At 64.6% G+C, this 19,155-nt stretch carries 14 protein-coding genes and 2 pseudogenes; 13 read left to right on the forward strand and 3 right to left on the reverse strand.

The window, feature by feature from the left end:
* Positions 1–4: 4 nt before the first annotated feature.
* Positions 5–1,411, reverse strand: coding sequence for a class II fumarate hydratase (locus tag ACG33_RS08190; RefSeq protein ID WP_157071853.1), 1,407 nt, complete (start codon positions 1,409–1,411; stop codon positions 5–7).
* A 382-nt stretch (positions 1,412–1,793) separates the two neighbouring features.
* On the opposite strand from ACG33_RS08190, the gene purB reads away from it, so the two are divergent.
* From purB to ACG33_RS08235, 9 genes are all read left to right on the forward strand, one after another.
* Positions 1,794–3,161 carry an adenylosuccinate lyase gene (gene purB, locus ACG33_RS08195; RefSeq protein WP_066920260.1) on the forward strand — a complete coding sequence of 456 codons (1,368 nt, stop codon included), beginning with the start codon at positions 1,794–1,796 and terminating at the stop codon, positions 3,159–3,161.
* Between the two features lie 59 nt (positions 3,162–3,220).
* Positions 3,221–3,736: an NUDIX hydrolase gene (locus tag ACG33_RS08200; RefSeq protein WP_083536609.1), complete on the forward strand. Its 516-nt coding sequence runs from the start codon at positions 3,221–3,223 to the stop codon at positions 3,734–3,736.
* 30 nt (positions 3,737–3,766) lie between these two features.
* Positions 3,767–4,915 carry a tRNA 2-thiouridine(34) synthase MnmA gene (mnmA, locus tag ACG33_RS08205; RefSeq protein ID WP_083536611.1) on the forward strand — a complete coding sequence of 383 codons (1,149 nt, stop codon included), beginning with the start codon at positions 3,767–3,769 and terminating at the stop codon, positions 4,913–4,915.
* A gap of 112 nt (positions 4,916–5,027) precedes the next feature.
* Positions 5,028–7,718, forward strand: coding sequence for an aconitate hydratase AcnA (acnA, locus tag ACG33_RS08210; RefSeq protein ID WP_066920262.1), 2,691 nt, complete (start codon positions 5,028–5,030; stop codon positions 7,716–7,718).
* A 254-nt stretch (positions 7,719–7,972) separates the two neighbouring features.
* Positions 7,973–9,172 (forward strand): tyrosine-type recombinase/integrase, encoded by a 1,200-nt coding sequence (locus ACG33_RS08215; protein ID WP_066920264.1) that lies wholly within the window; start codon positions 7,973–7,975, stop codon positions 9,170–9,172.
* On the forward strand, positions 9,169–10,332 hold the full coding sequence (locus ACG33_RS08220) for a PDDEXK nuclease domain-containing protein (protein WP_066920266.1): 1,164 nt from the start codon (positions 9,169–9,171) through the stop codon (positions 10,330–10,332). Before ACG33_RS08215 ends, ACG33_RS08220 begins: the two co-directional genes overlap by 4 nt.
* 325 nt (positions 10,333–10,657) lie before the next feature.
* Positions 10,658–11,167: a RadC family protein gene (gene radC, locus ACG33_RS08225; protein WP_066920268.1), complete on the forward strand. Its 510-nt coding sequence runs from the start codon at positions 10,658–10,660 to the stop codon at positions 11,165–11,167.
* A gap of 278 nt (positions 11,168–11,445) precedes the next feature.
* Positions 11,446–11,796 carry a DUF2958 domain-containing protein gene (locus tag ACG33_RS08230; protein WP_066920270.1) on the forward strand — a complete coding sequence of 117 codons (351 nt, stop codon included), beginning with the start codon at positions 11,446–11,448 and terminating at the stop codon, positions 11,794–11,796.
* 65 nt (positions 11,797–11,861) lie between these two features.
* Entirely contained in the window at positions 11,862–12,140 is a 279-nt protein-coding gene (locus ACG33_RS08235) for a hypothetical protein (RefSeq protein ID WP_066923049.1), read from the forward strand.
* 130 nt (positions 12,141–12,270) lie between these two features.
* Here the strand turns inward: ACG33_RS08235 and nhaA are convergent, their stop codons facing one another.
* Complete coding sequence (gene nhaA, locus ACG33_RS08240) at positions 12,271–13,623, reverse strand: Na+/H+ antiporter NhaA (protein WP_066920272.1); 1,353 nt, start codon at positions 13,621–13,623, stop codon at positions 12,271–12,273.
* Positions 13,624–14,255: 632 nt separating this feature from the next.
* Here nhaA and ACG33_RS08245 point away from each other — a divergent pair.
* Positions 14,256–14,840: pseudogene (locus ACG33_RS08245) on the forward strand (DUF932 domain-containing protein); the annotation flags it as partial.
* 29 nt (positions 14,841–14,869) lie between these two features.
* On the opposite strand, the gene ACG33_RS08250 reads toward ACG33_RS08245, so the two are convergent.
* Positions 14,870–16,041, reverse strand: a protein-coding gene (locus ACG33_RS08250) for an IS3 family transposase (RefSeq protein ID WP_157071718.1) whose coding sequence is annotated in 2 segments (ribosomal slippage) — positions 14,870–15,759 and positions 15,759–16,041 — 1,173 coding nt in all. Because the reading frame shifts where the segments join, the coding sequence is not laid out codon by codon here.
* 63 nt (positions 16,042–16,104) lie between these two features.
* Here ACG33_RS08250 and ACG33_RS08260 point away from each other — a divergent pair.
* The 3 genes and pseudogenes from ACG33_RS08260 to ACG33_RS08270 all read left to right on the forward strand — a co-directional run.
* Positions 16,105–16,347: pseudogene (locus ACG33_RS08260) on the forward strand (DUF932 domain-containing protein); the annotation flags it as partial.
* A gap of 78 nt (positions 16,348–16,425) precedes the next feature.
* On the forward strand, positions 16,426–18,474 hold the full coding sequence (locus ACG33_RS08265) for a ParB/RepB/Spo0J family partition protein (protein WP_066920278.1): 2,049 nt from the start codon (positions 16,426–16,428) through the stop codon (positions 18,472–18,474).
* Positions 18,475–18,536: 62 nt separating this feature from the next.
* On the forward strand, positions 18,537–18,746 hold the full coding sequence (locus ACG33_RS08270) for a hypothetical protein (RefSeq protein ID WP_066923053.1): 210 nt from the start codon (positions 18,537–18,539) through the stop codon (positions 18,744–18,746).
* Positions 18,747–19,155: the final 409 nt, after the last annotated feature.

Consider the following 19,155-nt stretch of genomic DNA (forward strand, 5'->3'; position numbering starts at 1 on the left):
GACCTCAACCGCCGCGCTGCGGCGCATCCGCCGGCGACGGTCGGGTCAGCGCCTGAGGATCGAGCAAGCTTGCCAGTTCATCGGCGGACAGGCCGGTCTGCTCCGCCGCCACCTCTCGCACCGGCCGTTCCTGCGCATAGGCCTGCTTGGCGATCTTCGCGCCCATTTCATAGCCGATCACTGGATTCAGCGCAGTCACCAGGATGGGGTTGCGTTCCAGCGCCGCACCGATGCGCGCCTCGTTGACCGTGAAGCCGGCGATCGCCGAGTCGGCCAGAACCCGCGCGCCGGCGGCAAGAAGTTCGATACTCTGCAGCAGATTGTAGGCGATTACCGGCAGCATCACATTGAGCTGGAAGTTGCCTGACTGTCCCGCCACCGCGATCGTCGCGTCGTTGCCCATGACCTGCGCCGCCACCATCGCCACCGCCTCGGGGATGACCGGATTGACCTTGCCGGGCATAATGCTGCTGCCCGGCTGCAGCGCGGGCAGCGCGATTTCTCCCAGACCCGCCAATGGGCCGCTGTTCATCCAGCGCAGATCGTTGGCGATCTTCATCAAGGCGACCGCCAAGGTGCGTAACTGCCCGGACACCTCCACCGCGGTGTCTTGAGAAGATAGAGACTCGAAGTAGTTGTCACTGGGCCGCAATTCCAGACCGCATTTTACCGCCAGGTAGCGCGTGACCCTGCCGGCGAAACGCGGGTGTGCGTTGATGCCCGTGCCGACCGCTGTTGCACCGATCGCCAAAAGCTGCAAGCGGGCGCGCGATTCCATCAGACGCGCACTGGCATGCTCGATCTGACCGCGCCAGCCACTCATCTCCTGTCCGAGGGTGACCGGCATGGCATCCATGAGATGGGTGCGGCCGGTTTTCACCAGAGTTCCGACCTGGCCGATTCGCCGGGCGATGATCGCACTGAGATAGGCCAGCGCCGGCAGCAGTTGCTGCTCGATGCCCAGCAAGGCGCTCAAATGAATGGCGCTGGGGATCACGTCATTGGAACTCTGGCCCATGTTCACATGATCGTTGGGATGAACGGATTGACCCGCATAGGTGCCGGCCAGGCGCGCGATCACCTCGTTCGCATTCATGTTGCTGCTGGTGCCCGAACCGGTCTGGAACACATCGACCGGGAAATGCGCATCGTGATGCCCTTCGGCGACTTCCAAGGCGGCCTTCTGGATGGCCGCGCCACGCTGGGTATCCAGCAGCCCCAGATCCATGTTGGTGGTGGCCGCCGCCCACTTGATGAAACCCAGAGCGCGAATGAATTCCCGCGGTAGGCGCAGAGTGCTGATCGGAAAGTTCTCCACGGCACGCTGGGTCTGCGCACCCCACAAGGCGTCAGCCGGGACTGCGAGGTCCCCCAGGCTGTCGCGTTCGGTCCGAAAACTGCCGCTTTCCACAAGCACCTCGATGCCGCCCCATGATAGGCCGGTCAATTAGGACGAGACCCCGCCGGGCGCACTGGCCGGGCTCACTGGCCGGACGCGCAGTGAAATCACTCCACAGTATCGCCTATCCGGGATCCTCGGGCGTATCCGGCTCGGGGTATATCAACCACCTGGCGTACCGGACGCTTCGGCGCTACCGGATGCCCCCGGCGTATACCCGGCACCTCGGCGGATCGAATGCCTCGGATGCCGCCGGAACCCCCGGATGCTACCGGATCCCTAGGTGTTTGCGGGAACGCCGCCGGGTCCGGCGGCGCTTCAAAAAGATCTCGGGATGTTTTCGCCGCGGGCCTCATCGATAATGCCCGGCTCTACCGTCACGGCGACCCCTTGCATGAACCATAGCTCCCTGAACGCGATTTCCCCCATCGATGGCCGCTACGCTGAAAAAGCCGCCGAACTGCGCCCGCTGTTCAGCGAGCGAGGACTCATCCGTCAGCGCGTGCGTGTCGAGGCATTGTGGCTCAAGGCGCTGAGCGCCGATGGCGGCCTCCCGGAACTGGGTGGCCTGCCCGCCGAGGCGCTCGCCGTCCTGGATGCGCTGGCTGCCGAGTTCACGGAGGACGATGCCGCTGAGGTCAAGCGTATCGAGCGCGAAACCAACCACGACGTCAAGGCCGTCGAATATTTTGTGAAAAACCGCCTGGATGCGGTGCCCGCCTGGCGTACACGGCGCGAGTTCGTGCATTTCGCCTGCACGTCCGAGGACATCAACAATCTCAGTTATGCGCTGATGCTCAAGGAGGCTCGCGACCAGGTACTGCTGCCGCGGCTGGACGCGCTGATCGGACAGTTGCGCGCCCTGGCACATGCGCATGCCGCCCTGCCGATGATGTCGCGCACCCACGGCCAACCCGCCACGCCGACCACTCTGGGCAAGGAGATCGCCAATTTCACCTTCCGGCTGCGCGAGCAGCGCAACCGCTTTGGCGCGGTTGCCATCGCCGGCAAGATCAACGGTGCGGTGGGTAATTTCAATGCGCACCTGGTCGCCTATGCCCAGACCGACTGGCCGCATCTGGGGCGGTGTTTCGTGGAATCCCTGGATCTGCATTGGAATCCCTACACGACCCAGATCGAACCGCACGACTGGATGGCGGAATACTTCGATGCACTGGCGCGTATCAACACCGTGATGATCGATATGTGCCGCGATCTGTGGAGTTACATTTCCCTCGGCTATTTCCGCCAGCGCACGCTGGCCGGTGAAGTGGGCTCCTCGACGATGCCTCACAAGGTCAACCCTATCGACTTCGAGAACGGCGAAGGCAACCTCGGCCTGTCCAATGCACTGCTGCGCTTCCTGGCGGACAAGCTGCCGGTATCGCGCTGGCAGCGCGACCTGACCGATTCCACCGTGCTGCGTAACGTCGGCGTGGCCGTCAGCCACGCGCTGATCGCCTGGCGCTCCATCGAGCGCGGCCTGGAGCGGATCGATGTGGATGCAGCCTGCCTCGCCGCGGACCTCGAGGCCAACTGGGAACTGCTGGCCGAACCGATCCAGACGGTGATGCGCCGCTACGGAGTCGAAAATGCCTATGAACAGCTCAAAATCCTGACCCGCGGCCAGCGTGTCGATGCCGAGACTCTGCACGGTTTCATCGCCTCCCTGGCGATTCCCGAGCACGCCCGGCGGGATCTGCTTGAACTTTCACCGGCCCGGTACGTTGGGCTTGCAGAACGATTCGCCCGTGAAGTTTAAAGGTAAAAACCCGGGATGAAGTCACAACCCACTGTAAAAGCGGAAGTTATACTAATTGCATGAGTATCAGGCCCGAGCTGACCGTCGCCGCCGTCGTGGAACGCAACGGCCAATTCCTGCTGGTCGAAGAGCGTGTCGGCAATCGCATGGTCTTCAATCAGCCGGCCGGCCATGTGGAGCGGGGGGAAACCTTCCTGAACGCCGTGGTGCGCGAAACGCTCGAGGAAACCGCCTGGGAATTCCACCCCGAGGCGCTCATCGGTATCTACCTGTGGGAACAGCCGGAACGCCAGCGCAGCTTTCTGCGTGCCACGTTCTGCGGGCAGGTGAGCGGCCACGATCCCGCCCGGCCGCTGGATCGAGGCATCGAGCGGGCGGTATGGATGAGCCGCGCGCAGATCGTCCGCCAGGCCACGCGTCTGCGCAGCCCGATGGTGTTGCGCGGCATCGATGATTACCTCGAAGGTACGCGCTACCCCATGGAGATCCTGAAACAGGTGCTCCAGGACGCGCGCGTCCTGAGCACGCGCGAACTGCGCACCTGCGAGCACCCTGCGCTCAACCCGCTGCCCTGACGGGCGTCCTTACATGCCTGCCGCGCACTCATGACCGCTCCGTTGGTGATCGTCGGCATGTCCGGCGGCGTCGATTCCAGCGTCGCTGCCTGGCTATTGCAGCAACAGGGCTATGCGGTCCAGGGGTTGTTCATGAGCAACTGGGACGAGGACGAGGATGGTTACTGCACGGCCGCGCAGGACTTCCAGGATGCCCGCGAGGTATGCGAACGGCTGGGTATCGTGCTGCACAAGGTCAGCTTCGCGGGCGAATACCGCGAACGCGTCTTTGCGCATTTTCTCGCCGAATATCAGGCCGGTCGCACGCCTAATCCGGATGTCTTGTGCAACCGGGAGATCAAGTTCGGCGTGTGCTTCGAGTATGCTCGCCGCCTGGGTGCCGAGCGGGTCGCCACCGGGCATTACGCTCGCGTGGAGCACGTGCCGGCGGGTGTGCGTCTACTCAAGGGCATCGACACCGACAAGGACCAGAGCTATTTCTTGCACGGCATCGACGCCGCCGCGCTGGCGCATACGCTGTTCCCCCTGGGCGGCCTGCGCAAGCGCGAGGTTCGCCGTTTGGCGCTGGAACAGGCGCTGCCGGTCTTCGACAAAAAAGACAGCACCGGCATCTGTTTTATCGGTGAGCGGCCCTTCGCCGAGTTTCTGCAACGCTACCTGCCAGCCCAGCCAGGGGAAATCCGCACGCTTGACGGCCGCCGGCTCGGCGAGCATCGCGGCCTGATGTATTACACCCTCGGCCAGCGCCAGGGCCTGCGCATCGGGGGACGCCGCGATGCCGGGGAATTGCCTTGGTATGTCGCGGCCAAGGATGTGGCCGGCAACGTGCTGATCGTCGTACAGGGGCATGATCATCCCGCCTTGCTATGCAGCGAGGCGCGGGTCGCCCGGCTGACCTGGATCGCCGGGGCAGCGCCGGCCGAGCGTTTTCGCTGCGGCGTCAAGGTGCGCTACCGGCAGCCGGATCAGCCCTGCACGGTGGAAATCGCACCAAACGGCGGCGCATATATCGCTTTCGATATGCCGCAGCGCGCGGTAACTCCCGGACAATATGCGGTTTTTTATGATGCAGACGTATGTCTGGGGGGCGGCGTGATCGAATCTGCCGGCCCATGCGCCGGCCAAGGACCGGGGACGCGCCAGGGCCTGCCTGAGGGGGCTTTTGCATGCCACCCCTGAACTGAGCCGCCGAAGCCGCTATAATCCGCGCCGCTTTAGTACACTGGTTAGTACATTGGGCCCGCCGAAGGCAACCTGGCGCTGCGCCCCCTAATTTCCTCTCGGAGGACGCATGAAAGACTCGTTCAAGGCGCGCACGACGCTCGCTTGCGGCAGCGGCAACCTGGAAATCTTCAGTCTGACCGCATTGCAGGACCGCAATGTCGGCCGCCTGCCTTTTTCGCTGAAGATCCTGCTCGAGAACCTGCTGCGCTTCGAGGACGGCGTCAATGTTACACGCGCCGATATCGAGGCCCTGCTGAGCTGGGATCCCAAGGCGGCGCCCGCCTACGAAATTTCATTCTCTCCCAGCCGGGTGATCATGCAGGACTTCACCGGCGTGCCGGCCGTGGTCGACCTGGCCGCGATGCGCGAGGCCATGACCCGGCTCGGTGGTAATCCCGATGAAATCAATCCTCTGTCGCCCGCCGAACTGGTCATCGATCATTCAGTACAAGTCGACGTCTATGGCACACCGGACTCGCTGGCCAAAAACAACGCCATCGAATTCGAGCGCAATGCCGAGCGTTACTCCTTCCTGCGCTGGGGCCAGGGCGCTTTCAGCAATTTCAAGGTCGTTCCGCCGAACACGGGTATCGTGCACCAGGTCAATATCGAGCATCTGGCGCGGGTGGTGTTCGATGTCGATAAGAACGGCACCCGCCGGGCCTATCCCGATACCTTGGTCGGCACCGATTCGCACACCACGATGGTCAATGGCCTGGGCGTGCTGGGCTGGGGTGTGGGAGGCATCGAGGCCGAGGCAGTCATGCTGGGCCAGCCCATCACGATGCTCATTCCGCATGTGATCGGCGTCAAACTCACCGGCAGCCTGCCCGCCGGCACGACGGCGACCGACCTGGTGCTCACCGTGACCGAAATGCTGCGCAAGAAGGGTGTGGTCGACAAGTTCGTGGAATTCTTCGGCGACGGCTTGGCGAGCCTGCCTCTGGCCGATCGCGCCACGATCGCCAACATGTCGCCCGAATTCGGCAGTACCTGCGCCATTTTCCCGATCGACAACGAAACTCTGCGCTATCTGGAATTGACCGGCCGCGGCGCCGAGCACATCGCGCTGGTGAAGGCTTATGCGCAACATCAGGGCTTGTGGCGCGAGAATGGCCAGCCGCAGGCGGACTATACCGACGTGGTGGAGCTGAACCTGGATTCCGTCGAGTCTTCGCTGGCGGGTCCGAAGCGTCCGCAGGACCGCGTACCGCTGCGCACCGCAAAACCGATCTATCAGGCCGCACATGCGAAGATGGCCCAGGAGCGCAGCGCGAAGAACCCTGCCGCCACCGGCCAGGCCACCGTGAAAGGCGGACAGCCCTTCGAAGTGAAGGACGGCGCCGTACTGATCGCGGCGATCACAAGTTGTACAAACACGTCGAATCCGGCGGTGTTGGTCGCTGCCGGGCTGCTGGCGCGCAATGCACGCCGCCTGGGTCTGACGAGCAAGCCCTGGGTGAAAACCAGCATTGCGCCGGGATCGCGCGTAGTGACCGACTATCTGGAGAAGGCCGGCCTCACCGGGGATCTCGAGGCACTGGGCTTCTACACCGTCGGCTACGGCTGTACCACTTGCATCGGCAATTCCGGTCCGCTCAAGCCGGAGATCAGCGAGGCCGTGCGGACCGCCGACCTCATCGCCTGCTCTGTGCTCTCGGGCAACCGCAACTTCGAAGGCCGCGTGCATCCGGAAGTGAAAATGAACTTCCTGGCTTCCCCGCCCCTGGTCGTCGCCTACGCGCTCGCCGGAACCCTCGAGTTGGACCTGACTCGCGAGCCGCTGGGCACCGGCAAGGACGGCAAGCCGGTCTATCTCAAGGACATCTGGCCGACGCAGGCGGAAATCCAGGAGGTGATCGCCAAATCGCTCGATGCAGCCATGTTCAAGCGCGGCTATTCGAGCGTGTTCGCAGGTGACGAACACTGGAACTCGATCAAGGTGCCGGCTGGCAAGATTTACGCCTGGGATGAAGCCTCGACCTACGTCAAGAATCCACCCTACTTCGTCGGCATGACCATGAAACCCGACCCGGTAGCGGACATCCGCAATGCGCGGGCGCTGGCTCTCCTGGGCGATTCGGTCACGACCGACCACATCTCGCCGGCGGGCAATATCGCCAAGACCAGCCCGGCGGCGCAATACCTGATGTCCCTGGGCGTACAGCCCAAGGACTTCAATTCCTACGGCTCGCGCCGCGGCAATCACGAAGTCATGATGCGCGGTACTTTCGCGAATATTCGTCTGCGCAACGAACTGGCCCCGGGAACCGAAGGGGGTATCACGGTGCATGTGCCCAGCGGCGAGCAGATGAGCATCTATGACGCCGCCATGCGCTACCGGCAGGAAGGCACGCCGCTGGTGATCCTGGCCGGCAAGGAATATGGCACGGGCTCCTCGCGCGACTGGGCCGCCAAGGGCACGATGCTGCTGGGCGTGAAGGCCGTCATCGCCGAAAGCTTCGAACGCATCCATCGCTCCAATCTGATCGGCATGGGTGTACTGCCGCTGCAGTTCAAGGATGGCCAGAGTGCGCAATCGCTCGGCCTTACCGGCAAGGAAACCTTCGAGATCATCGGCCTCAACGCGGGTGCCGCGAAGAAGGTGACCGTGGTTGCAACGCCTGCATCGGGTGCTGCGATCAAATTCGAAGTGCTAGTGCGTATCGATACGCCCAAGGAACGCGAATACTTCCAGCACGGCGGCATTCTGCACTACGTGCTGCGCCAACTCGCCTCCTCCACCAAGGCCGCCTGAGCCGGCGGCGTGAGATCCGGCGTCGGCGGGAACGCCGCCGCCGGATTTTCGACTGTTCAGCGTCGGCGCCTTTTTTTGTTTCAGCATGACTCCAGCCCGGTAGTTCGCTGGACTGCGCCACAGCTCGATACAGCAGGTTTATCAATAGCTTACGCGCGTCCATCATATGCCGGTGCTTTCTGAAACTTGACCCGGTTTTCCCTCGCGCCGCTCCTATCTGGCTCTTGGAATCCGGGTCGTTCCAAGGAGTCATCATGGCAAAGATCAAGCTCACCAAGACCGCCGTGGAGTCGGCGCAACCCCAGGCCAAGGATGTCGAACTGCGGGATACCGTGGTGCCCGGCTTCCTGTGCAAGATTACCCCGACGGGCCGCCGGGTGTTCATGCTCCAGTACCGCACAAACTCCGGCCAACCCCGCAAGCCCTCGCTGGGGTTGTACGGGGAACTGACCGTCGAGCAGGCGCGTGTCAGGGCGCAGGACTGGCTGGCCGAGGTTCGCCGGGGCGGCGACCCCGGCGGCGCCAAGGCCGAGGCGCGCAAGGCGCCCACGATGGCCGAGTTGTGCAAGAAGTTCATGGAGGACTACTCCAAGAAGCGCAACAAGCCCAGCACGCAGGAAGGCTATCAGGGCGTCATCGACCGCAACATCATCCCGCTGCTGGGCCGCAAGAAGGTGCAGGACGTGAAGCGGCCCGACATTGCCGGGCTGATGGAGAAGCTGGCCTACAAGCCGACCGAGGCGAACAAGACCTTCGGTGTGCTACGCAAGATGTTCAACCTAGCCGAAGTGTGGGGCTTCCGCCCGGACGGCACGAATCCGTGCCGCCACGTCCCGATGTACCCGCCGGGCAAGGAAACTCGGCTCATCGTGGACGAGGAACTGGTGCGGATCTTCCGCCATCTGGAGAAGCTGGAGGCGGAAGGGCTGGAGAACTACGTCATTCCGCTGGCGATCCGGCTGCAATTCGAGTTTGCCGCCCGGCGCTCCGAAATCTGCCCGCTCGAATGGAGCTGGCTGGACTTCGAGAACCGGCGCGTGGTGTGGCCCGACAGCAAGGTCGGCGGCATTTCCAAGCCCATGAGCGAGGAAGCCTATCGGCTACTTTCGACGGCGCCACGCCGGGAGGGCTGCCCCTATGTCCTGCCGTCGCCGAACGACCCGGCAAAGCACCTGACCTTTGGCGAGCACTATGGCGGCTGGTGCCGGGCGCTCAAGGCCGCCGGCGTCCCGCACGTCGGCACGCACGGCATCCGCCATCGCTCGACCACCGACATTGCCAATTCCGGCGTGCCGACCAAAGTGGGCATGAAGCTGACGGGCCACAAGACCGTGGCGATGTTCATGCACTATGTTCACACCGAGGACAAGCCGGTGCGTGAAGCGGCCGAACTGGTAGCGAGCCGGCGGCAGGCCATCACGGGCGCGCGGCAACCCCAGGAGGCCGTGGCATGAACAGAAAGACGCTTACGGCGGCGGGGAAATCCCCCGCCGCCTTGCCGGCCGGCTATGCCGGCATTCACGGCGGCATCGTGGAAGTGCTCGATGCTGCGCGCCGCGCGACAGCACGCAGCGTCAATGCGCTGATGACGGCCAGCTATTGGGAGATTGGTCGGCGCATCGTGGAGGCCGAGCAGCAGGGAAAGCGGCGTGCGGGGTATGGCGAGCAGTTGATCGAACGGCTGTCTGCTGACCTGACTGCGCAGTTCGGGCGCGGGTTCAGCCGCCCGAACTTGCAGCAGATGCGATCGTTTTTCCTGACCTGGCCAATTCGCCAGACAGTGTCTAGCGAATCTTCCCCTGCGCCGATGCAAGGGCGCTCCCTGCTGGTGCCGGGGCGTCCTTGGCGGCTGGACGAACTGGCCCACGTCTTCCCGCTGCCGTGGTCGGCCTATGTGCGGCTGCTAATGGTCAAGGACGACCATGCCCGCCAGTTCTACGAGGCCGAAGCCCTGCGCGGCGGCTGGAGCGTGCGCCAACTCGACCGGCAGATCGGCAGCCAGTTCTACGAACGCACGGCGCTGTCGAAGAACAAGGCGGCGATGCTGGTCAAGGGCGCCGTGCCGACGCCGGCCGATGCCGTCACCGCCGATGACGCGATCAAAGACCCGTATGTGCTGGAGTTCCTCAACCTCAAGGACGAGTATTCCGAATCCGACCTCGAACAAGCCTTGATCCGGCGGCTCGAAGATTTCCTGCTGGAGCTGGGCGATGGCTTCACCTTCGTTGGGCGGCAGCGTCGCTTGCGCATCGACCAGACTTGGTATCGCGTCGATCTGCTGTTCTTCCATCGCAAGTTGCGTTGCCTGGTCATCATCGACTTGAAGCTCGGTGCGCTGACGCATGCCGATGTGGGCCAAATGCACTTGTATTGCAACTACGCGAAGGAGCATTGGACGTTTGCCGAGGAAAACCCGCCCGTGGGCCTGATCCTCTGCGCCGACAAGGGACATGCGCTGGCGCGGTACGCGCTGGAAGGCTTGCCTACGAAGGGCATGGCGGCGAACTACCGGATGGTGCTGCCGGATGCCGAAGTGCTGCAAAAGGAACTGGAGAACACGCGGCGGCTGATCGAGTCTCGCGTGACGGTGCTTCCCAAGAAGCGCAAGCGATAACCGGGCGTCCCGGCGTACCGCCGTCGGGTTCTCGGGCTGCGCCCCGCGCCTCGTACCGAGTCGCGGCCATCCGGCTTTGACCCCTGACGCCTCCGGCCCTGTCGGGCCTGCGCGCTCCGCTTGCCGCAAAAGCCGAGTGTGTGCAGTGGGCGGGTGTGGTCGGTCTTGCTGTTCCCTTCACCGTATCACGGCGTTCTCGCCGTCAAGGGCGGCGCGCGCCATGCGCGCTTGCGTCCTGGCGGCCGTCTTCGACCCCTGACTGCTTGCGCTGCGCCGTGCTGGCCACGGTTCCGGGCAATTCCGCCCGAGCAACCGGAGCACGATCATGTCGCAACTGTCCTTTTCCTCGTTCGATTCCTCGCTGATGGTGCGTGACGCACAGGGCCGCTACCTGTTGGCGACCACCGACCAGATTCTGGAGGCCGCTCGCCAGGCCATCGAGCACAAGATGCAGCGCAGTGCGTCGTTCAGTTCGCCGGCGGCGGTCAAGGAATACCTGCGCGCCAAGCTGGCCGGCTTCGAGCATGAGGTGTTCGCTGTGCTGTTCCTCGATACGCAGCATCGCCTGATCGAGTACGTCGAGATGTTCCGCGGCACGATCGACAGCGCATCGGTGTATCCGCGCGAAGTGGTCAAGCAGGCACTGCGGCTCAATGCGGCGGCAGTCATCATTTCGCACAACCACCCGAGCGGGAATCCGGAGCCGAGCAGAGCCGACAAGGTGCTGACCCAGCGGCTCAAGGAAGCACTGGCGCTGGTGGATGTCCGCACGCTGGATCACATCATCGTGGCGGGTAGCTCCACCACGTCGTTTGCCGAACGCGGCCTGATCTGACCGATGGGGCTTCGGCCCCCTTTTGCTGCGGCCGGTGGCGCAACTCCGGTCCTCGCGGGCCTGCGCGAGCTGCGCACTTGCCGAAAGCCGGGGTGCATGGAGGTGCGAGGGAGGCGGTCTTGCTGTTCCCTTCATCGTGCCACGGCGTTCTCGCCGTCAAGGGCAGCGCGTGCTTGCACGCTTGCGGCCTGCGGCCGTCGTTGACCCCTGACTGCTTGCGCGCGCCGTGCCCCGGAGGGGTCGGGCAATTCCGCCCGGCAACCTTTCAGGAGTTCACCATGAACAACGCACTCATCACCGACGAGCAGCGCGTCGTGCTGCTGGCCAACGGCCGCGAATCCTTGGAGAACCCGGACTTCGATCCGGCCCCCGTGGTCAAGCTGTTCACGCCGGACGCTGGCGCGACCTGGCTGCTGACCGAGATTGATCCCGATGACCACGACCACGCCTTTGGTCTTTGCGACCTGGGCCTGGGTGCGCCGGAAATCGGCTGGGTCAGCCTGGGCGAGCTGGCGACGGTGCGCGGCGGGCTGGGCCTGCCGGTCGAGCGCGACCTGTCGTTCCGCGCCGAGAAGCGGTTGAGTGCCTACGCGCGCGATGCGCGGCTGGCCAGGCGGATCGTTGTCTGACCCGGCCCTTGGAGCGCCGCAAGGCGCTCCTTGCGCTTTCTCAACCATCGAAGGAGATCAATGTCATGAGCAGCCATCACGACTACATCATCGAAATCACGGCGCAGCACGATGCACTCAAGCCGTTCGCGCCGGAGAACGGCCAGCCCTTGCGCTTCAAGATCAGCGACGCGGTGATCTTCACCAACGAATACGGCGCGCATTTCCGGTGCCGCGTCACCGGGCTCTACCGGCCCACCGGACTTTCTGGCATGTACGCCCGCGGTGCGCGCTACCTGCTGGACTCGTCATCGCCTTGGATGCCGGTTGCGGAATCCAGCCTGCGTCCTGACGACCCGGCGTGATGCCTACGCGCCCCTGATGGGGCGCTGCGCGCTTCGCTTGCCTCCAGGGGAAAGCCCTGCGGGCTATCCCGGCCGCGCGGTGCTTGGCGCCTCTGCAAAGCCTGCCGCCCCGACTGCGCCGGCGTGGCCCTCACGCAGCTCTGCTCGTGCGTCGATAGATGACACCCCAAGCCAGGCCCAGCACGGCCGCAACCAACGACCCCAGCAGCACGCCGAGTTTGGCTGCGCCCAGCATGGCTTCATCAGTGAAGGCAAGCATGGCGATGAAGATGGACATGGTGAAGCCGATTCCGGCCAGCAGGCCGATCAGGCAGATGCCGCCCCAGGAAACGCCGGGCGGCAGACGGCACCAACCCAGCCGAACCGCGATCCAGCTCACCCCTACCATGCCCAGCGGCTTGCCAGCCACCAGCGCCAACGCAACGCCACCCATGACCCACTGCGGACCTGCGGCGGACAGATCAATGCCACCCAGGTTGACTCCGGCGTTGGCCAGAGCGAACAGCGGCATGATCCCGAAGGCCACCCAAGGATGCAGCGCCATCTGCACCCGAACCACGGGCGGCAGCAACTCCCGCTGCGCCAGCCGAAGCTGCTTGAGTGGCACGGCCATGTGATGCGCGTCCCTGGCGGCGCTGTCGTCATGGTCACGCAGCTTCTCGGCTGCGCGCATCACCATGTCCAAAGGGCTTTCGCGCATGCGCAGCGGAATCACCGGAGTCATCATGCCGAGCACGACGCCCGCCAGCGTCGGGTGTGCGCCGGTCATCAGCAGGCCGATCCAGGTAATGGCGCTGGGAAGCACATAGGCATAGGCCGAACCAATGCCGAGCCGGTGGAACCCGAGCACCATCAGGATGCCGAGGCCCGCGACGATGAAGCCGTGGTAGTCGAGTCCGCCTGAATAGAACAGCGCAATGATGAGCACGGCGATGATGTCGTCGATGATCGCCACCGCCAACAGGAAAACGCGCACATTGGCAGGGATCGAGCGGCCTAGCAGCGCCAGCACGCCCACGGCAAAGGCAATGTCCGTGGCGGTTGGCACGGCCCAGCCGTGTTGACGCACCGGGTCAGTGTTCAAGCTCAAGTATATGAGCGCGGGCACGGCCACGCCGCCCACCGCGGCCATGATCGGCAGGCTCGCCTGCCTCATATCGCTCAACGCGCCTTCGTGTATTTCACGGCGGATTTCCATGCCGACGACCAAGAAAAAGATGGTCATCAAGGCATCGTTTATCCAGAAATGCAGGGATTGCGAAAACACGTAGCTGCCGATACCGATCGACAGCGGCGAATGCCAGAGCGCGTGATAGCTATGTGCGAGCGGTGAGTTGGCCCAGATCAGTGCAGTAGCTGCCGCAATCAGCAGCACGATGCCGCTGGCGGCCTCGATATGAAGGAAGCGTTCGAGGGTGGCGAAAGCGCGTTCGGCCAAGAGTTGGGCGCGCGGCAGATCCTGCCGCGAGGTGTGGCGGTGCATGGTCGTGGAAACTCCGCGTGGCGGCCCGACCAGCGCATGAACCTGTTCCGCTGCGATATGCAGCTAACACCTGCGCTCTATTTTACAGGATGAGATCGGGAAGATCGACCACATTGAAGTTCAGGGCGTCCCCGGCCAAGAAGCATGGCCGGTCGCGCTGTTGTGCTGCGCATCGAGCCTCGCTGCGCGAGTCTCGCCCCTGACGGGCTTCCATCGTTCCCTCGCTCCGCTCGGCTGACGCCTCCGGCCCGGATTTCTCGATCCGGGCCTGCGCGCTTCGCTTGCCGTGCGGTCGGCGCAAAGAGGCGGCCGTTGCCTTGTCCAGCCGTCTCCCCTGACTTCATCACCTTGTCCGCGACTGTAGCCCGCGCCCGTGTGCCGTCAAGGCGCGCAGGGCCGTGTCCTCGGCTGCGCCTGCGGGCCGCACCAACCCTGCGCTTGCCTCCTTGACGGCACCCGTCCGCGCGCTCCTGACCGTCGCGGGCGATGAACTCAGGAAAGACGGTGGCAACAGGGCCAACCGGGTTCCTCGTGCCGACCGCACCGAACAGCCGAAAGGCTGGGCTCCGAATCTAGGAATCCGGTGTGCGGTGTGAACAGCAAACCCTTTTTCCTTTGTCAGGAGAAATGCCATGCAACTCGCATCCCGCTTCGCTTCCCGTTCCCCGGTGCTGCGTTCGGAACGTCCCTTGTCCGATGACCAAATCCGGGCCGTGGCCCCGTCCATCTTCGCGGACGCCCCGCACGAAAGCCGCTCCGAGCGGTACAGCTACATCCCCACCGCTACGGTGTTGCAGGAACTGCGCGGGGAAGGCTTCGAGCCTTTCATGGTGACGCAAACCCGCGTGCGCCACGACGACCGCCGCGACTACACCAAGCACATGATCCGGCTGCGCCACGCCAGCCAGATCAACGGCCGCGAGGCCAACGAAATCATCCTGCTGAACTCCCATGACGGCACCAGCAGCTATCAGATGCTGGCCGGGATGTTCCGCTTCGTTTGCAGCAATGGCCTTGTCTGCGGCGACACCGTGGCGGACGTGCGCGTGCCCCACAAAGGCGACGTAGCCGCCCACGTCATCGAAGGCGCTTACGAAGTCCTGCACGGTTTCGACCGGGCGCAGGAATCCCGCGATGCCATGCGCGCAATCACGCTGGACGCCGGGGAATCGGAAGTGTTCGCCCGCGCTGCGCTCGCGTTGAAGTACGACGAAGACTGATCTTGCCTCGATTCGACGTACACCACCTATGCAGCCCTGAGACTGGATTCAGCAGCAGCCGGCGTCTGATAGCCGATCGATGAATGCATTCGTTGCAGATTGTAGAAGCCTTCTATCCAGTTGACGAGGTCGAGTCGAGCTTGGGCTCGCGTTTCGTAACGCAGTTGATAGACGCGCTCAACTTTCAACGTCTTGAAGAAACTTTCAATTGGGGAGTTGTCCCAGCAGTTCGCACGCCGACTCATCGACTGAACCATTCGGAAGTCCTTGATCATGTTGCGATATCGGTCGCTTGCGTACGGGCTGCCGCGATCGGTATGCATGATCAGATCCCCCGCCGGTTTGCGACGCCAATACGCCGAGCGCAGAGCGCTGCACACCAGGTCGGCATTGATGCGATCGCTCATTGAGCAGCCCACGATGCGCCGGCTGCTCAGATCCATCACCGCAGCCAAGTACAGCCAGCCCTCGCCGGTCGCAACGAACGTGATGTCGGCCACCCACGCCTGGTTGACCGACCAGCCATCGAATCGACGCTCCAGAACGTTGGCCGCGATCGGCTTGCGATGATTCGAGTCGGTCGTTACACGGTAGGCACGCTTGTAGACCGGCCGTAGACCCTGGCGGTGCAGGCTCTTGCGCACCCGTTCGTGGCCAACCGTGAGCCCCTGGCTGCGCAGGCCTTCTACGATCCGCGGACGCCCGTAGCTGCGTCCGCTAGCCGCATGCATCGCCGCCACTCGTGCGTCGAGCGCCGCATTGGCCAGTGTACGTTCGCTCGGCGGGCGGCCACGCCATTGGCAGTAGCCCGAGCGCGAGACGGCGAGCAGCCGGCACAATCGGCTCACACTGTACTGGTCGCGATGTGCTTCGATCCAGGCGTACCTCACCGCGATTCCCTTGCGAAATACGCCGCCGCTTTTTTTACGATCTCAAGATCTAACTTGGCGTTCGCCAGTTCGCGACGCAACCGGGTGTTCTCAATCTCCAACTCCGACACGGGCCGCTTTACCGGCGCTGCCCCAGGCTCGCCAAGCGTCCCCGCCTTGCTGCGGCGAACCCAGTTCGTTACCGTGGACTGCGGAATCCCTAAGCGCTTGGCTGCAGGATTACCTCCGATCGACGCCGCAAGTCGCACCGCTTCGATCTTGAACTCATCCGTATACTGCCGGTTCGACGTGTACTCTTTCTTGCCCATTTCGTTCTCCCGTTCATCAGAAAATACCAATAATCTGATGTACGTGAAACCGAGGCAGCGTCAGACAAGCCCGCGCCCATCACGGAATCGCAAATCCTGATGCCGCGCCGCCATGACGACGACCGCCGCGACTTGTGGAGTGTGTTCAACCGCACGCAGGAGAACTTGACCAAAGGCGGCCTGTCCGCCCGTGCCGCGAATGGCCGCCGCCAGACCACCCGGCCCGTGCAGGGCATCGACCAAAGCGTGCGCCTGAATCGCGCCCTGTGGCTGCTGGCCGATGGCCTGCGTCAGCTCAAAGCCTGATTCCCCACGCGGCAGGGGCAGGCAGCAGCCCTTGCCGCTTCTCTCGCTGCTGCATCCCAACCGCTAGGAGAAATCACCATGAACGCCGTACTCAAAACCGAAGCCGTCGCCATCGAAGCCGCCGCACCGCTGGAAGTGGCCGACCCGACCAAGAACCTGATCCTGGTTCCCCTCTCGCAGTTGCTGCCGCGCCGTTCCAAGCGCAACGTCCGCACGACCCCGCGCCAGTCCATCCCCGAACTGGCCGCGAGCATCGCCCGCATCGGCCTGCTGCAAAACCTGATCGTCATCCTCGCCGCCGATGGCGAGCAATACGAAGTCGTCGCAGGCGACCGCCGCCTGACCGCCTTGAAGCTGCTGGCGAAGAAGAAGCGCATCCCCGCCGACTACGAAGTGCCGTGCCTGCTGGTGCCCGATGCCTCGGCCCGCACCGTCAGCCTCGCGGAGAACGTGCAACGCGAGAACATGCACCCCGCCGACCAGTTCGCGGCCTTCGCCGCGCTGGTCAAGGAAGGCCGACCCATCGAGGACATTGCCGCCGACTTCGGCGTGTCCCCGCTGGTGGTGCAGCGCCGCTTGAAGCTGGCGAACGTCTCGCCGCGCCTGATGGCCGACTACCGGGCCGGTGGCGTGACGCTGGAACAGTTGATGGCCCTGACCATCACTGACGACCACGCCGCGCAGGAAGCCGCGTTCTATGGTGCGCCGGAATGGCAGCGCAGCCCGTCCAAGCTGCGCGAGCGCCTGACCGAACGCGAAATCGACGCCGCGCACGCGCTGGTGCGCTTCGTCGGACTGGACACCTACCGGCAGGCAGGCGGCGGTATCCGCCGCGACCTGTTCGCCGAAGGCGATGCCGGAACCTACCTCACCGATACCGGAGTGCTGGAAACGCTGGTGCGCGACAAGCTGGCAACGCTGGCCGAGGACGTGCGCGCCGAGGGATGGGCGTGGGTGGAGGCCGTGCCGCATTTGGCCTACGAGGAACGGCAGGCGTTCCAGAACGCCCCGCGCCACCGCCGCGAGCCGACCACCCGCGAGGCCCGCCGCATCGCCGCGCTGGAAACCCGCCTCGAAAAGATCGACGCCGAACTGGAAGAAGCCTGCGACGCCGAGGACGAGGCCAAGGCCGAGAAACTGGAACAGCGGCGCGATCAGGTGGTCGGGGAACTGCAAGACGCGGAGGACGCCTTGCAAGGCTATGCGCCAGAGGTGCGCGACGTGGCCGGCTCCATCGTCACCATCGACCGCAACGGCGAGGCCGTCATTCATCGCGGCCTGCTGCGCGAAGCCGAGGCCAAGGCGCTGCGCACGCTCGACAAGCTGCGACGCGGTTTCGGCAGCACCGAAGGCGAAGCCGCCAACGACGAGCACGAGGACGACGACGCGCCCAAGGCGGCAAGCCTGTCCGACCGACTGGCGCAGCGGTTGAGCGCCCACCGCACGGCGGCGCTGCAAATCGAAGTCGCCCGGCATCCGCACGTCGCGCTGGCCGCGCTGGTGCATGGCATGGTGCAAACCGTCTTGCAGCCCGACGCCTACGGCGATGGCCTGCCGCTGGGCGTGCGCCTCACGGTGCAAGACCGGCTGGAAGGCATGGCCCCGGACTGGCCGGAATCGCCTGCCACCGTGGCACTGCGCGAACTGCAACAGGTGGCAGGTGTTGCCTTGCCGGAGGACAGCGCCGAACTGTTCGCCGTGCTGCTGGCGAAGCCGCAAGACGAACTGGTGCGCCTGCTGGCGGTATGCGTGGCCGCAACGGTGGACGTGGTGACGCCCCGCGCCACGACGCACCAGCGCGGCGAGGAACTGGCGCAGGCCGTGGGCCTCGACATGGCCGCATGGTGGAAGCCAACCGCAGAGGGCTACTTCAAGCACGTTTCCAAGGCCGCGATTCTGGATGCCGTGGGCGCGTTTGCGCCGGAATCCGTCACCCGGCTGGCGAAGCTCAAGAAGGCCGACATTGCCAGCGAAGCCGAGCGGCTGGCGGATGGCACGGGCTGGATGCCCGCCATCTTCAAGGCCGCAGGCCCGCAGGAGGCCGCGCAGGAAGAAGGCCCGGAGCAGGACGCCCCGGAGGATGCCGACGCCGTGACGGATGAACCCGCCGAGGCGCTGGCCGCTTGACCCGCGCCGAAGGCAAGCGCCCCGGCCTCGACTGGGGCGCTTCGCTGGAAGGAGAGCAGCCCATGACCCGCACCACGACCAGCCGCCCACGCATGGCGGCGACCTACGCCCCCGGCACGGTACGCGCCCGCCGCTGGCACGGCGAAGGCGACGTGCGCGGCTATCGTCCGTCCTCGGGCTGGATGGCCTGCGCCGACCTCACCGACATTCACCCCATCACGGGCCGCGCCTTGCCGCGTGCCGTGTGGTGGCTTATCGAAACGAAGGAATAACCGCGATCGACACCGCGCCCAGGCCGTGCCGTCCTTGGCGCGGTGTACGCAAAAATCCGGGCGCGGCAGTGGCCGCGCCCGGTGTTCAAGCCCAACTGCGAAATCGGAACGCCCGCAGTACGCAGGAATGACCAGCAGTTTTCGGCCTGCCGCGTGCATGGCCCGCAGTTTGAGCAGCGCCCATTTCATCAGAGGCATATTCGCGCTCCCTGCTTGGAAATCTGGAACGGCCTGGGCGTGTCGGCGCGATGCGCCGCCGGGCATTCGGGCTGCGCCCCGTGCCGTCTTTGCCGTCACGGCCATTCGGCTTCAATCCCTCACGCCTTCGCGCCTGCGGCGCTGCGCGCTGCGCTTGCCTCCGGGGGAAAGCCCTGCGGGCTATCCCCGCCGCGCGATGCTTGGCACCCCT

It is taken from the genome of Steroidobacter denitrificans (assembly GCF_001579945.1).
GTDB classification, from domain to species: domain Bacteria; phylum Pseudomonadota; class Gammaproteobacteria; order Steroidobacterales; family Steroidobacteraceae; genus Steroidobacter; species Steroidobacter denitrificans.